This is a genomic window from Corynebacterium aquatimens, assembly GCF_030408395.1.
Classification (GTDB): domain Bacteria; phylum Actinomycetota; class Actinomycetes; order Mycobacteriales; family Mycobacteriaceae; genus Corynebacterium; species Corynebacterium aquatimens.
Genome location: NZ_CP046980.1, coordinates 549,966 through 563,852 on the forward strand (window position 1 = coordinate 549,966; position 13,887 = coordinate 563,852).

The 13,887-nt window shown below is 57.8% G+C and carries 14 protein-coding genes and 2 tRNA genes; 8 read left to right on the forward strand and 8 right to left on the reverse strand.

Annotated features, from left to right (window positions below; genetic code table 11):
- The first annotated feature begins 163 nt into the window (after positions 1-163).
- Positions 164-817: a LysE family translocator gene (locus tag CAQUA_RS02550; protein WP_196824652.1), complete on the forward strand. Its 654-nt coding sequence runs from the start codon at positions 164-166 to the stop codon at positions 815-817.
- 26 nt (positions 818-843) lie between these two features.
- Here the strand turns inward: CAQUA_RS02550 and CAQUA_RS02555 are convergent, their stop codons facing one another.
- Positions 844-1,233: a hypothetical protein gene (locus CAQUA_RS02555; RefSeq protein ID WP_231375439.1), complete on the reverse strand. Its 390-nt coding sequence runs from the start codon at positions 1,231-1,233 to the stop codon at positions 844-846.
- Positions 1,234-1,431: 198 nt separating this feature from the next.
- Here CAQUA_RS02555 and CAQUA_RS02560 point away from each other — a divergent pair, with 198 nt between their 5' ends.
- Positions 1,432-2,616, forward strand: a complete 1,185-nt coding sequence (locus CAQUA_RS02560) for an IS1249 family transposase (RefSeq protein ID WP_196824321.1) — start codon at positions 1,432-1,434, stop codon at positions 2,614-2,616.
- A 260-nt stretch (positions 2,617-2,876) separates the two neighbouring features.
- Here CAQUA_RS02560 and CAQUA_RS02565 read toward each other — a convergent pair.
- From CAQUA_RS02565 to CAQUA_RS02585, 5 genes are all read right to left on the reverse strand, one after another.
- Positions 2,877-2,952 (reverse strand) — tRNA-His (locus tag CAQUA_RS02565).
- A 26-nt stretch (positions 2,953-2,978) separates the two neighbouring features.
- Entirely contained in the window at positions 2,979-3,674 is a 696-nt protein-coding gene (orn, locus tag CAQUA_RS02570) for an oligoribonuclease (protein ID WP_196824651.1), read from the reverse strand.
- 74 nt (positions 3,675-3,748) lie between these two features.
- On the reverse strand, positions 3,749-4,549 hold the full coding sequence (gene cmrA / locus CAQUA_RS02575; RefSeq protein ID WP_196824650.1) for a mycolate reductase: 801 nt from the start codon (positions 4,547-4,549) through the stop codon (positions 3,749-3,751).
- Entirely contained in the window at positions 4,550-4,729 is a 180-nt protein-coding gene (locus tag CAQUA_RS02580) for a hypothetical protein (protein ID WP_196824649.1), read from the reverse strand. It abuts the gene before it with no gap.
- Between the two features lie 89 nt (positions 4,730-4,818).
- A tRNA-Arg gene (locus tag CAQUA_RS02585) sits at positions 4,819-4,892 on the reverse strand.
- Between the two features lie 153 nt (positions 4,893-5,045).
- Here CAQUA_RS02585 and CAQUA_RS02590 point away from each other — a divergent pair.
- The 5 genes from CAQUA_RS02590 to CAQUA_RS02610 all read left to right on the forward strand — a co-directional run bounded on the left by CAQUA_RS02590 (position 5,046) and on the right by CAQUA_RS02610 (position 11,182).
- Positions 5,046-7,085, forward strand: coding sequence for a bifunctional copper resistance protein CopD/cytochrome c oxidase assembly protein (locus CAQUA_RS02590; RefSeq protein ID WP_196824648.1), 2,040 nt, complete (start codon positions 5,046-5,048; stop codon positions 7,083-7,085).
- A gap of 243 nt (positions 7,086-7,328) precedes the next feature.
- Positions 7,329-8,021, forward strand: coding sequence for a single-stranded DNA-binding protein (locus CAQUA_RS02595; RefSeq protein WP_196824647.1), 693 nt, complete (start codon positions 7,329-7,331; stop codon positions 8,019-8,021).
- Between the two features lie 140 nt (positions 8,022-8,161).
- On the forward strand, positions 8,162-9,832 hold the full coding sequence (ettA, locus tag CAQUA_RS02600; RefSeq protein ID WP_196824646.1) for an energy-dependent translational throttle protein EttA: 1,671 nt from the start codon (positions 8,162-8,164) through the stop codon (positions 9,830-9,832).
- A 132-nt stretch (positions 9,833-9,964) separates the two neighbouring features.
- Entirely contained in the window at positions 9,965-10,423 is a 459-nt protein-coding gene (locus CAQUA_RS02605) for an acyl-CoA thioesterase (protein WP_196824645.1), read from the forward strand.
- Positions 10,424-10,471: 48 nt separating this feature from the next.
- Positions 10,472-11,182: a DUF8185 domain-containing protein gene (locus CAQUA_RS02610; RefSeq protein ID WP_196824644.1), complete on the forward strand. Its 711-nt coding sequence runs from the start codon at positions 10,472-10,474 to the stop codon at positions 11,180-11,182.
- Between the two features lie 583 nt (positions 11,183-11,765).
- Here CAQUA_RS02610 and CAQUA_RS02615 read toward each other — a convergent pair.
- Complete coding sequence (locus tag CAQUA_RS02615; RefSeq protein WP_231375437.1) at positions 11,766-12,506, reverse strand: ABC transporter permease; 741 nt, start codon at positions 12,504-12,506, stop codon at positions 11,766-11,768.
- A complete protein-coding gene (locus tag CAQUA_RS02620; RefSeq protein WP_196824643.1) occupies positions 12,503-13,204 on the reverse strand; it encodes an ABC transporter ATP-binding protein in 702 nt (233 codons plus the stop codon). Before CAQUA_RS02620 ends, CAQUA_RS02615 begins: the two co-directional genes overlap by 4 nt.
- Positions 13,205-13,242: 38 nt before the next feature.
- Here CAQUA_RS02620 and CAQUA_RS02625 point away from each other — a divergent pair, with 38 nt between their 5' ends.
- The gene (locus CAQUA_RS02625; RefSeq protein ID WP_196824642.1) at positions 13,243-13,863 is read left to right on the forward strand and encodes a TetR/AcrR family transcriptional regulator; all 621 of its coding nucleotides are present in this window, start codon (positions 13,243-13,245) and stop codon (positions 13,861-13,863) included.
- Positions 13,864-13,887 lie beyond the last annotated feature (24 nt).

Sequence of the window (13,887 nt, forward strand, 5' to 3'; positions counted from 1 at the left end):
TCTATCGATGGCCTAGCGGGGGAAAGCAACGGCAGGAAAACGCCGCTTAAAGGCAAGGCAAAAGCGTGCCACTAAAGTGGTGACTTGGGCCATGTTCCGATTAGTCGCCTGACAGGAGTGGCTGGCACATCAGCGTAGGACCACCAGGGGTTGAGGGAGAGTAATGGTAATCGGAGATTTTCTCGCGCTAATCGGCGTGTTCGCTGCCGCGGTGGCAGTGCCTGGTCCTGATGTTGTGCAGATTATTCGTTTCAGTGTGAAATCTCGGGCCGCTGGCGTAGCGTGCGCTACGGGGATCATGGCGGGGTACGCAGTCTGGATCGCTGCGTCGCTGCTGGGGTTAAGTGCCCTCATGCAAGCTGCGCCCCAATTGCTCGCCGTTCTACAACTGGTTGGTGGGGCTTACCTTCTCTACATGGGGTTTGGCGCGGTGCGTGGCGGGCTTCGAGCCTGGCGATCGGGCGAGTCGGCAGCTCTGCCTACGAATCTTCACGATCAGTCAGTGGAAACGCGCAAGGCTTTTGGGGTTGGGATGGCAACGAACCTATCGAACCCTAAGTCGGTACTGTTCTTCGGAGCAGTATTTGCGCAGTTTGTAAAACCCGATATGGGTGCAGAGTGGATGCTACTGATTCTCGTCACTCTCTTTGTTGTGGGCTTTGTGATGTCGGCTGGCTTTGCGCTTCTCGTAGATGTTTTTTCCAGCTTTCTGTCCCGCTACGGCCACTTCGTCGATATGGGCACAGGCTCGATTTTTATCGTGTTAGCTCTATGGATGCTTGGAGAAGGTGCTGCGAGCTTGGTGTCAGCTCGCTAGTTCAACTCACTGCAGCGCACGCATGTCTACTTTGGTGTGTCTACGAAAGTACGTGCGTGCGTGGTCGCTCGAAGGAGTGCTTCGACGTTGGCGCGGTCGTTGTAGTACTCGTCTGCGATCTGCTCGGTGTGGCCGAAAATGTTCGCCCGTGTCCTCGCGTCCATCGCGTCGGCGTACACGCCGTGCAGTGTGGCGCGCCATGAATGGCTGCGAAGGTCGCGAAGAATCTCGACACCCGTCTCGTCGGCGATCTGTGAGTACAGCTCGGGCACCTTGTCGTCGGCGTTGGTCGCGTCCCATGCGCTCGCCGTCGTCGTTGGTGAGCCTACGACGAAACGCTCGTTGTCCTCGCGGTGTGTACGCAGGTATTCGATGCGCAGCGTCGTGCCACGGCGCTGCGGAGACAACAGCAGCAACAGCATCAGGCTGCCACGCCAGATTTCTAGAATCTTGGGTTAAGTGACAAAATGTGTGTCTGATTTCCGGTATATCTGCTGATCAGGCTGCATAAATCGGGCTCGAATAGGGTTTTTCGCCTTATTCTGGCTCGTTTTTCGTTCAATCCACCGGAATGGCACCTTCATGTGCTAGCGGGGTGTTGGTGTGCTTTCCCGGTGACACCAAACAGACCACGATGCCCCTCATGTCATGGGGAAACAAAGAAAAACGGTCCCACTCCCAAAGGCTCCACTAGGTGGCGGTGCAAAGACTGCGGAGCCACCTTCATACGCCACCGCACCGACCAAACCCAAGCTCGGGACTTCACAGCGTTTCACGCCTACGTCACTGGCACAGCGTCACTTAACGACGTAGCTGGTACCTTGAACGTCTCCCGCCGCACGCTCGACCGCCGGTTCGCCCCGTTTTGGCTCATCGATGTTCCCAACACCCCAGACCCACACCGGGTCTACGACCAGATTTTCATCGACGGCACCTACACCGACGCTGGCTGCCTGCTGGTTGCCGCAAGCCGCGACCACGTCATCGCCTGGCACTGGGCTAAAAGCGAATCAGCCCACGCCTACACTCAACTACTAAGCGGCATCGCCGCACCGTTATGCGTCGTCCTCGACGGCGGCCAAGGCGCCTTATCCGCCATCAAAGCCTGCTGGCCCAACACGCTGATCCAGCGCTGTCTCGTCCATGCCCAACGCGTTGTCCGCCGCTACACCACAACACGCCCCCGCACCGATGCCGGCAAGGCCATCTATGCACTAGCGCTGAAACTGACCACGATCACCACCGTGGACCAAGCCCGGGAATGGACGCTGCGTCTACACGACTTCGCAGTGGTCTACAAGGCCTTCCTCAACGAGAAAACACTCCTACCCAAAGAGCGCCGCACCCTCAACCACCAATGGGAATGGACCCATATCCGTGTGCGTAGGGCTTACAACTCGCTTGTGCACCTTTCACGCAACAACTGGCTGTTCACCTACCTCCAACCCCCGACAGACGCACTCGAACCCGACCGGTGGGCAGCAACCACCAACAGTCTTGAAGGCGGGATCAACGCCCAACTCAAACGCATCGCTGACGCCCACCGCGGCAGATCAGGAGAGCGGCAACGCAAAATGCTCGAATGGTACCTGCACTCGAAAACGCAACTGCCTGACGCCCCATTACAGATCGCCAGGCAGTGCAGGTTCGGACAAGATCAACTCGCCAAAGTTCCCGATCTCGTCACTAAAGACCGAAACGAATCCGACCATCAAACAGGCCGACCAGCCTTCTACGACAACGCTATCCCAACCGACTACGAACACTCAGTAGGAATCAGAAAAGGACCCCTCAAATAACAAAAAGCGTGCCCCACCGGCGACACGCCGACCAGACACACTTTTTGTCTATTAACCCGCCTTCTACGACAACGCTATCCCAACCGACTACGAACACTCAGTAGGAATCAGAAAAGGACCCCTCAAATAACAAAAAGCGTGCCCCACCGGCGACACGCCGACCAGACACACTTTTTGTCTATTAACCCAGAATCTTTAACGTACCCGGCGATTAAAGCAATGTACCCCGTAACCTGTTGATACAGGTCACGGGGTATTTTTGGGGTGGCTGACGGGGCTCGAACCCGCGACACCCAGGATCACAACCTGGTGCTCTACCAGCTGAACTACAGCCACCATCGCTGCGTTTGAAGCAGCTTGACCTACCTTAGTTCAGATGCTGGCGATTGCAAAAACCGCTGGTAGGCGGCCTCAGATTCGCCTGCTGATTTCGCAGCTTCCGAACCCGAGGGGCCTGGGGTGCCCACGAAGAGCGCGCGGCGGTAGTAATCGAGCTCCCTAATTGATTCCACAATGTCCGCGAGTGCACGGTGCGCCATGCCTTTTTCTGGCTGGTTGTAGTAGGCCTTCGGGAACCATCGTCGGGCGAGTTCTTTGATGGTGGACACGTCGATCATGCGGTAGTGCAGGGCTTGATCAAGCCGCGGCATGTATTCGCGGATGAATGCGCGGTCCGTGGCAATCGAGTTTCCTGCCAGCGGTGGACGTTCGTAGGAGCAATGCTTATCGACGAGCTCTAAAACGGCTGCTTCAGCCTCGGCCAGCGTGATTGTGGACGCGCGCACCTGCTCGGTGAGACCGGACGTTCCGTGCATGTTACGCACAAAGTCATCCATCTCCGCCAACTCATCCTCGGTGGCGTGAACGACCATATCGATGCCGCCGTCGAGAATGTTCAGGTCTGCGTCAGTGATTAGTGCAGCTACTTCTACGATGACGTGCCGGCGGACGTCAAGGCCCGTCATTTCCAGATCGATCCATACGATGCGGTCGTATTTCTCTGACCCTTCGGTGCCCTCAGGGGCTGGCACGGTACCCGTATTCTCCGTCTCGCTCATGCCTCACAACGCTAGCAATTTCACCGCGGCCGCGGTCAGGCCGCCTAAAAAGAAGGGTTTGCGCAGCAAGGCCCTCACGACATTTTGGAGTAGAACCATCCCATGACTGGCGCGAGTGCGCCGCGAGGTGCGTAGGAGGAGACTGCGTCCATGGCCTTTGACAGGGGCCCGGGGGTGACGCGGCGGCGGTTCTTTTTCATTGCGGCGATTGTCTCTGCTGAGCAGGATTCGTACGTCGTCCACAGGAAGTCGGGCACTACCTTGTCGACGATTGATTGCTCTTCTTCGGGGACTACGGCATCGCGCACCGGTCCCGGTGCGAGCAGGGTGCAGTGGACGCCTGTTTTCTTGAGTTCGTAGTGCAGTGATTCCGTAAAGGTGTTCACGCCGGCTTTGGTGAACACGTACGTTGCGTTGTTGGGAATCGGGACGTTGCCCGCTGCGGAACCGACGTTGCAGACGGCGCCTTCGCCGCGTGGAACCATGGTGTCCAGTGCGGCTTTGGTCAGGCGGAACACTGCAGTTGCGTTGAGGGCGAACTGGTTCGTCTCATAGTCCCAGTCCTGGTCCATGAATGGGCCGAAGGACGCGATGCCAGCGGAGTTGACGATGATGGTGACGGTCTTGTCCGAAATGAGGTCGCAGAGCGCGTCGACGTCGGATTCGACGGATAGGTCGCGGGCTTCCACTATCACGTCGACTCCGTGCGCGGAATTCAATTCGGTTGCAAGGCTGCGCAGAACATCTTCGCGTCGCGCGACGATGATGAGGTTGTAGCCCTCCGCCGCGAAATCGCGCGCCATCGCTTCACCAATGCCTTGGCTGGCACCGGTGATCAGTGCGTATGAGTTTGTGGATGGTTGAGGAAAACCCATTTACTCGTCGGAGTCTTTCTCAACGCGCTCTTGGAATTCCTGGTCTGCTTCGGGGTCCGCGAGGTCGTTCACGCTATCGCCAATTGGCCCAGCGGAGAGGCCGGAAGGGCGGCCGTTTTCACCCTGGTTTTCGTATTCGCGAAAGTCGGGGATTTCTTTCTCTTTGTTGTCTTCGCTCATGCGTACCAGCTTAGCTATTTTCGCATTCCCGCGACCGGCAAAGGATGTACACGGCAGTTAAAAAAGACGGGTGACCAGCAGATATTCTGCGCCCCCAGCAGGATTCGAACCCGCGACCAGCCGGGTAGAAACCGGATGCTCTAATCCACTGAGCTATGGAGGCTTGGCGTTTCCCACCGCTTACAGCTGCGGCGGTTCACACGGCGCGTTCATCCTAACTCACTTGGGGGTGCAACCCCTAGTTGCTTGGTCGTTGCTGCCGAAAAGGATGTTCACCGGTTTAGGATGTCTAGCGGTGAAAAGTAGGGTTGAGTGCATGTCTGAAGATGGCGAGGGCGATATCCAGGAGAAGGGCACAGCAGTGGGCACACATCGCCCGCGGGCTGTAGCCGCGTGGCCGATGTACGTTGCTTCTGCTGTCGTGGCAGCGGTGGTTGCGGGCGCGCTGTCGTACTCGTTCTTGGGGGAGTCGCTGGCCGCGCTGGGTATTCCTGATCCTGGCGTGATTACTACGTTTGGTTTGCCGTTTTTGCGGGGAATGGCATGGATGCTGATGGCGCTCGCGACTGGGTCGTGGATGTTTTCCGCATTCTTGATTCCGCCTGACGCGCTTGAGCTTCACGACGCTCACCTGACGGTTGATGGCCACATCGCGTCGCGGACTGCGTCGCTTGCAATGCTTGGTGTGGCCGCTATTTCTTTGGTGATGGTCCCACTAGTGTTGTCGGATGTGTCGGGAACCCCATTCGCTGATGTGGTGTTCGCACCCGGATCGTGGGCGTTGGCGCTGGACAAGGTCGCGGACGCGCAAGTGTGGGGTCTTGTTGCCCTGTTCGCAATGGTGGTGGGTTTCAGCGGTCTCATCGTCGGTGGGGCGAGGGCATCGTGGGGCTCACAGGTGGCGCTTTTTCTGGGTTCGATCGTCGTGATCATGCCCCTCGGGATGTCTGGGCACTCCGCGGCGGGTGGTAACCACGATTACGGCACGAATTCCTACCTGTGGCACCTCACATTCCTCGTGATCTGGGTCGGTGGGCTTATGGCTTTGGTGGCCCATGGCCGACGCCTCGGCCCCCATCAAATTGCCGCGGTGAAGCGTTACTCCGTGATCGCGCTGTTCGCGTTCTTCGCGATGATGATCTCAGGGGTAGTCAACGCACTTATCCGCGTGCGTATCGACGACCTGTTGTCAACGGCGTACGGGGGAGTGATCCTGGCTAAGGTCGTTGGTCTTGCGGTGTTGGGGTTGCTTGGCTTTGCGCATCGTCAGATCACCATTCCGCAGCTCGCTACAAAACCCGCGCTATTCGGACGCGTGGCATTCGTGGAAGTCTTAGTCATGGCCTTGGTTACGGGGTTGGCGGTGTCGCTGGGGCGCACCCCGCCGCCGGCACCGGTGAATCCGAATCTCACCGCGATGGAAATCCAGATGGGCTACAACCTCTATGAGGCGCCGGGCTTTTGGAAGTCCTTCACAATGTGGCGTTTTGAAGTGCTCTTCAGCGTCATCGCGATTCTGCTCGCTGTGTACTATTTGCACCTCACGCAAAGGGTGAAAGGGTGGGACCACCGTCGCACTGCGTGGTGGCTCGCGGGGTGTGCGTTAATCGTGGTGACCTTGTCATCCGGAATCGGTATGTACATGCCTGCGGCGTACTCGATGCACATGGTCGTGCACATGACGCTTTCGATGGGTGTGCCGGTCTTCCTTGTGATGGGCGCGCCGCTGACGTTGGTGAAAGAAGCTTTCCCCGCGGGCGAATTCAATGCGCGTGCTTGGGTTGAAGCCTTAGAACAATCAACGCTTCTGCGCGTGGTTACGTATCCGCCGATCAACACTATCCAGTTCCTCGTAATCTTCTACGTGTTGTACTTGTTCCCCAGCTTGTATGCGCTCGCCATCTCGGAGCATGCCGGCCACGTGATTATGAACCTGGTGTTCTTGGTCTCCGGCTACATCTACTTCTGGGATCTCATCGGTCCGGACCACATTCCGCACCGCCAAAAGATTCCGATGCGCTTCGCGTGGTTTGTCGGGTCTATGCCGCTGCACTTGTTCATGGGCGTGTACTTGATGCAGCTCAACGTCGTTTTGGCGGAGGACTTTTACCATTCGCTGCAGTTGCCGTGGGACCCGGACCTGCTCAAGGACCAAAAAGTCGGCGGTGGCATCGGCTGGGGTTCTGGTTCATTCCCGCTGGCCATCGTCTTCATGATCCTCCTGGTTGGCTGGCTTAAAGAAGACCGAGCCGAGGCGCGGGAGCGGGATCGCCGCGAGGACGAATCGGAAGATGAGGAGTGGCGGGCCTACAACGAGATGCTTGCGCAGGCGGCAGTCCAGAGGAAACAGCGCTAAGACAGCCGATACGGCGGGCGGACACGCTACTGGTTGAACGGCCTGTGGATAACTTCGAGTTATCCACAGGCTTTTTTTCGGCATCAAAAAAGCCTGTGGATAACTTCGAGTTATCCACAGGCTTTTTTGATGCCGAAAAATGTTTGTCGGATCGCGGGTAATGCTTATGTACATCACGCACAAACGCGTGATGCGAAAACACCAAACATGAAATCAACTCATGAAATTTAAAGGAGAAAAACAATGGCACAGCTACCCGTAACAATTTCCGGAAACCTGATTGAAGACCCTCGATTCCTTAAATTCAAAAGCGGTACGACACTGACAAAAATGCGTGTTGCAACATCGCGCCGGGTTATGACGAATGACCTGGACCCGAACGGCAAGCCCGTGTGGGAAGACACTGATTCCCTTTACCTTGACGTGGAGTGCTGGGGACAGCTCGCGGTGAACACCCACGTTTCCCTAAAGAAAGGCCTCCCCGTCATCGTGGTGGGGCGTTTGGTCACGGAAAAGTGGGAAGAGACCCTCGAGAATAGTAAGGATGTAGTGTTCCGCTACCGCACGATTATGAAGGCGAACCAAGTAGCACTGGAACTTAGCCGTCACCAAGCCGCATGGAAGGCGTCCAACGTTCAAGAGCACAGTTTGGACGAACTCGATGCACCGCGTGTGAAGACGGCTGATGAGATAGCTGAAGCGGAAAATGGAGCGGCTGCCACGACAGCGGACTCATCCGATTCCGGCCAATCACACGGAGAGCAAGCAGCCGACCACTCTTCCGGTGCGTCGGATGGCGTGATTCAGCGCAGCATGCCTCTCAACCGCCAGCAGACCGCCCACCTCGAGGATCCAAACCAGCAGAACGCGCAGCGTTCACAACAGCAGGAGGACGCGGAAGCGGCAGAGCTGTCAGAAGACACTGTGCCTTACTAAATCCCGGACTAAATCCCGGCCGAACGTTGACCGGTGGCAGCCTTCACCGGTGAACGTCCCGCATAGCCACCGGTGAAGGTGATGTACCCTTTGTGGTGTTTGAACCTTGAAAAATTCTTGCTCCATGAAGGGGAAATTACGTGGCTGAGTTCATCTACACGATGAAAAACGTTCGCAGGGCTATCGGTGACAAAGTCATTCTGGACAACGTCACCATGGCCTTTTACCCCGGCGCCAAGATCGGTGTCGTGGGACCCAACGGCGCGGGTAAGTCCTCGCTGCTGAAGATCATGGCGGGCCTGGACCAGCCGAATAATGGTGAAGCGTTCTTGGATCCTGGCGCCACCGTCGGAATCCTGCTTCAAGAGCCGCCGTTGAATGAGGAAAAGACGGTTCGTGAGAACGTCGAAGAGGGTCTCGGCGACATCTTCACCAAGAAGCAGCGATTTGAGGAAATCGCAGCCGAAATGGCAACGAACTACTCCGATGAGCTGATGGAAGAGATGGGCAAGCTCCAAGAGGAGCTCGATGCCGCGGATGCGTGGGAGGTTGACTCCAAGATCGAGCAGGCCATGGACGCACTGCGTTGCCCGCCGCCGGATGAGCCTGTGACCCACCTGTCTGGTGGTGAGCGCCGTCGAGTAGCGCTGGCGAAGCTCCTGCTTAGCGAGCCTGACCTGCTTCTTCTTGACGAGCCGACGAACCACTTGGACGCCGAGAGTGTTCTGTGGCTGGAGAAGCACCTGCAGGACTACCCGGGTGCTGTCTTGGCCGTGACCCACGACCGCTACTTCCTGGACAACGTCGCCCAGTGGATCTGTGAGGTCGACCGCGGCAAGCTCTACCCGTACGAGGGCAACTACTCCACGTACCTGGAAACGAAAGCTCAGCGCCTTGAGGTTGCAGGTAAGAAAGACCAGAAGCTGCAAAAGCGTCTGAAGAACGAACTCGAGTGGGTTCGCTCCTCCCCGAAGGCCCGCCAGGCAAAGAACAAGGCCCGCCTGGAGCGCTACGAGGAAATGGCGGCAGAAGCAGAGAAGTACAAGAAGCTCGACTTCGAAGAAATCCAGATCCCGACCCCGCCGCGTTTGGGTAACAAGGTGGTTGAAGTCAAGGATCTGGACAAGGGCTTCGATGGCCGCGTGCTTATCGACGATCTGTCGTTCACGCTGCCCCGAAACGGCATCGTCGGTGTGATTGGCCCGAACGGTGTGGGTAAAACGACCCTCTTCAAGACCATCGTTGGCCTGGAAGAGCCGGACTCGGGAACCGTCGACGTCGGTGAGACCGTGCAGTTGTCATACGTGGACCAGAACCGCGCCAACATCGACCCCGAAAAAACCGTGTGGGAAGTCGTCTCCGACGGCTTGGACTACATCCACGTTGGACAGAACGAAATGCCGTCGCGCGCCTACCTATCCGCCTTCGGCTTCAAGGGCCCGGACCAGCAGAAACCGTCGAAGGTTCTCTCCGGTGGTGAGCGCAACCGCCTCAACCTGGCTCTGACCCTGAAGCAGGGCGGAAATCTGATCCTCCTCGACGAGCCGACAAACGACCTCGACGTGGAAACCCTGGGCTCACTAGAGAACGCTCTCCAGCAATTCCCGGGCTGCGCCGTAGTGATCTCGCACGACCGCTGGTTCCTTGACCGCACCTGCACCCACATCCTGGCCTGGGAAGGCAACATCGAAGAAGGCAAGTGGTTCTGGTTCGAAGGCAACTTCGGAGACTACGAAAAGAACAAGGTCGAGCGTCTCGGTGAGGAAGCCGCCAAGCCGTCCCGCGTTACGCACCGCAAACTGACCCGTTAGAGCTCTCACGAGCTCTAACGAGGAAAACAACAAAGGACGAGCTCTAACGAGGAAAACCCACCAAGCGCGAGCTCTAACGAGGAACCCCCCAAGCGCGAGCTCGCACGAGCAAGTAGAAAAGGTATTTGAGACATGTCTGCTGAACAGATCGAGCACATCGAGGCCCACAACTTCATTCCGCTGCGGTGGAACGACTTTGACCGCTACGGTCACCTGAACAACTGCGCGTTCGTGGAAATGGCGCAGGAAGCGCGTACGCAGTTCCTTCGGACCCGCTTTGAGGAAGTGGGCGAAGAAATGGGCGTCTTCGTCCGCCACGTGGAGGTAGATTTCCTTCGACCCGTCATGCCCGACACCAAGAAGGTGGAGGTCGTCTCTGAGGTCGTGGAGATTGGCAACACCTCGTTCAAGACGCGCCAAGAGATCAAGGACCGCCAGGGGCGCGTGGCTGGCGTGGTCACTACCGTGCTGGTCATGGTGGACCTGAGCACGGCCACCCCACGCGAGATTTCCCAGAAGGAAATCGGGATTCTTGAATCCGTCAAACGCCCCAACACTGACGAGTCGGCACCAGCGGAGCTGGAGTCCTAGGCACGCTTTCATCCCGCCCGTCTCTAGCCGTAGCTAGAGTGGGCTGGCATGGAAGAGACACTGGAGATTCACCGCGGGGCAGCAGGGCTGCGAGCCCTGCTCGCGCGTGCTCTTCACCTTGATTCGGCCGCGTATGCGCGTCTGTCGCAACTTGAGAATTTATCTCAGCCCGCTGTAGACGTGTTCGTTTCCACACCGTTTGAGTGCATCGCATCTCGCCGGATAATCGGAACGGTGTCCCGAGACGGTGCCGTCGTACCGGCGTCCCTACTGGCAGAGCGGTTGAGCCAAGAACCGGAGATTTTCAGTGAAGACCACGTTGGTGAATCCCGGGTTGGCGGATCCCAGGTAGACGGATCCCAGCTCCGTATCGGAAGGTCGCAAGACGCACAGTGGATCGGAGCGTTGCCCCCAAAGACGGGGTTTCTAGAACGCGAGATTGTGCCGGTGACTGCGGTTCGCCAGCTCGCGGACCAAGGCAGGGCGCTTGCCCGCCAATTCTCCGGGCCGATGGGTCCGCCGAAATCGCTGCTGAACCAGGTTGTTCTCACCGTGTCCGACGATGGCCCCGGGCGCGGGGAGGTAGACATTCCAATGCGGATGGTATTCGCCTGCACATCGCTTGGATTAATTCCTGGGCCAGGGGCGCCACAGTCTGTGCCGAGGCACTTGCGGGTCTCGACGTGCGGTCGGTGGATCAGGCTCGACGCGCCGTACGGCAGTGTCTACCACACGCCGCAGTTGAGCTTGTTCGTGTAGTGCCCAGTGAAAACGTTCGCTGTTCAGCAACGTCGCGGAAGTGTTTTCCCAGGTCAGATTCTGGCATGGGGCGAATTTCGCAAACGTTTTCACTGGCCGGGGTGCAGGACCTAGCTGGACCCGGCTGAACCCAGCTAGACCCAGCTGGCCAGCGGGCTTAACCGAAGATCTGGTTCAGGTGCGGCGAACCGAAGCGACGGTCCGGATCCATTAGTTCGTGTAGCGCCCAGTGAAAACGTTTGCTGTTCAGCACCGTCGCGGAACTGTTTTCCCAGGTTAGATTCCGGGAGACGGGTACAATCCGCAAACGTTTTCACTGGCCGGGGTGCAGGACCTAGCTGGCCGGGGTGCAGGACCTAGCTGGCCGGGGTGCTGGACCCTGCAGTGTCGGTTCACCGATTGCTTGGACGTTTCCATCCCCTCAGCACGAGACGTCATTGTTTGTTCTCCTCTCAACCCCGACCTCTGACCGCGGCACAACATTGATTAATGTTCAGTCGCTCACCTGCTCGGCGACGCCATGGAGTAACACCGTCTAGGCTCACCACGCGCTCTCGTAGTTCACCTCGGGCGCTCAGACTTCCTAAGGTGTGTTCCGGCGCAAGCTCGCTGCGCCGAGCGCGACGAATGCCGCGCAGAATCCAGAAAGAATGGCGATATCAGTTACCAGATCGCCCTTGGGAAACGCAGACGGGGTAGGAGCTTTGCTTAACGCGAGCATCGCGTCGACGACGTAGCTGATCGGCATGGTGTGCGAGAGCAACTCGAGGGCATGTGGCATTTCTTCCCGGGGCACGATAACGCCACAGAGCAGGAATTGGGGAACGATAGCAGCGGGGACGAATTGCATGACCTGGAACTCCGTATGGGCAAAAGCAGACGCCAACAATCCTGCGGTGGTGCCGGTAAGAGCGCTGAGCAAAGCGACCACAACGAACGCAGCGAGTGATCCCTCGATATCCAAGTCGAGTAGCCGGGTGCAGACAACAACGGTGATCAGCGTTTGTGTGACCGCAACCAGGCTGAAGGTCAGCGTGTAACCACCGATGATGTCGATCCGGCTCACCGGCATTGTGAGCGCTCGTTCCAGTGTTCCGGAACTGCGCTCGCGAAGCGTGGTCACGGATGCGACAAGGAACATGACGAGGAACGGAAACACCCCGAGGACTGCGTGCGCGATGCGGTCAAATAATCCAGTGTTGCTCAAGATCCAATACAGCAAGGACATTAAGACAGCTGGCAACACGAAGATGAGTGCGAGAGTTCGTGGGTCCCGTCGCAACTGGTTGCCGACCCGCTTGGCCACTGCAAAACTTGTCCTCATTTGGTCATTGCCTCCACGAATGCCGCTTCAAGCGTCGCTGCACCGGTTTCGCGTTTGATGGTTTCCGGGTGCGTGTGTCTCACCTTGCCGTCGCGAATGAACAATACGTTGTCGCAGTGCTCGGCTTCATCCAGGATGTGGCTCGAGATAATCAGCGTGGTGCCCTTGTGAGCCAGCTCCTTGAACAGGTCCCACATTTGGGCTCGCAGGATGGGGTCGAGGCCGACCGTTGGCTCGTCGAGGACAACAAGTTCCGGATCTGGCAGTAGGGCGACCGCAAGACTTACGCGGCTGCGTTGACCACCGCTGAGCTTGCGCACCGGCTCGTCGATCTTGGCGGTCAGATCGAGCTGGTCGACCACTCCGTCGATTCGGTTGCGGCGAAGCCCGTAAATGTCTGCGACATAGCTAAGGTTCTCTCGCACGGAGAGTTCGTCGAACACGCTAGCTTGCTGGGTTGCGTACGTGACCTTGGTGCGCAGTTGGCGATGACCTGCGGGCAGTCCAAGCACGTGCACAGTGCCGTCGACACGAGCCTGCGTGCCAACGATCATGCGCATCAACGTGGTCTTGCCTGATCCTGAAGGGCCGACAAGCGCGCTTATCGAACCTCGAGGCAAGGTGAAGGAAACAGGCTGGAGGATTCGGGCTCGCGCGTTCCGCATAGCAACTGCGGGAGTATCCGGGTCTGGTTTCATAGTGAAAGTGTCACCGTTCGCCAGCTAGTGTTTCCAGCATGGTGAATAAACGCCGCGGTCGCCCGAGCGAACCATCGGAGCGTCGAGAACTCATTCTTCATGCAGCTAGGATGCAGTTTCTCCAGAATGGATATGCAGGCACGACGCTTCGAGCAATCGCAGCTGAAGCAGACGTGGATCACGCTTTGGTGAATTATTATTTTGGCAGCAAAGATGCGTTGTTTTGCGAAGCGGTGCTCGATGGGTTGAGCGCGTCCGCGATATTGCGCTCAGTAAGTTCGGTCCCGGAACTCCCGCCTGGCCAGTTCCCTCAACTGCTTGCCCGCACGTTCGTTGCCTATTGCGAGTCGTCTCCCTTTCAAGAGCGAGTACTGCCAGCGTTTCGATACGCAATGAAAGACGACGACACCAGGGCAATCGTATCCGGTTACTTCGAGCGTGAAATTCTTGCCGGTGCCGAAGAACTCCTTCTCCGATTACGGGCACAGCATCCGAGCCACCCTCGGCTGAGCACCGCCGACGCGGTAGTGCAGAACTCGATTGTCCTGCTGGGGGCTCTGGTGTCGCGTTATGTGCTGCAGGTGCAGCCCCACGCGTCAATTTCACCCGATCAATTCGCTTCAGTTCTGGCACGCCTGATTCGAGTGTCGCTCCTGTGATTGCCCTGGGGCGGCAGCGAAACT

Bases quoted from the DNA above. Each gene is read 5' to 3' on its own strand.
- CAQUA_RS02550 (WP_196824652.1), top strand. From the start codon at position 164: ATGGTAATCGGAGATTTTCTCGCGCTAATCGGCGTGTTCGCTGCCGCG.
- orn (WP_196824651.1), bottom strand. From the start codon at position 3,674: ATGAGCGAGACGGAGAATACGGGTACCGTGCCAGCCCCTGAGGGCACC.
- cmrA (WP_196824650.1), bottom strand. From the start codon at position 4,549: ATGGGTTTTCCTCAACCATCCACAAACTCATACGCACTGATCACCGGT.
- CAQUA_RS02580 (WP_196824649.1), bottom strand. From the start codon at position 4,729: ATGAGCGAAGACAACAAAGAGAAAGAAATCCCCGACTTTCGCGAATAC.
- CAQUA_RS02590 (WP_196824648.1), top strand. From the start codon at position 5,046: ATGTCTGAAGATGGCGAGGGCGATATCCAGGAGAAGGGCACAGCAGTG.
- CAQUA_RS02595 (WP_196824647.1), top strand. From the start codon at position 7,329: ATGGCACAGCTACCCGTAACAATTTCCGGAAACCTGATTGAAGACCCT.
- CAQUA_RS02605 (WP_196824645.1), top strand. From the start codon at position 9,965: ATGTCTGCTGAACAGATCGAGCACATCGAGGCCCACAACTTCATTCCG.
- CAQUA_RS02610 (WP_196824644.1), top strand. From the start codon at position 10,472: ATGGAAGAGACACTGGAGATTCACCGCGGGGCAGCAGGGCTGCGAGCC.
- CAQUA_RS02615 (WP_231375437.1), bottom strand. From the start codon at position 12,506: ATGAGGACAAGTTTTGCAGTGGCCAAGCGGGTCGGCAACCAGTTGCGA.
- CAQUA_RS02620 (WP_196824643.1), bottom strand. From the start codon at position 13,204: ATGAAACCAGACCCGGATACTCCCGCAGTTGCTATGCGGAACGCGCGA.
- CAQUA_RS02625 (WP_196824642.1), top strand. From the start codon at position 13,243: ATGGTGAATAAACGCCGCGGTCGCCCGAGCGAACCATCGGAGCGTCGA.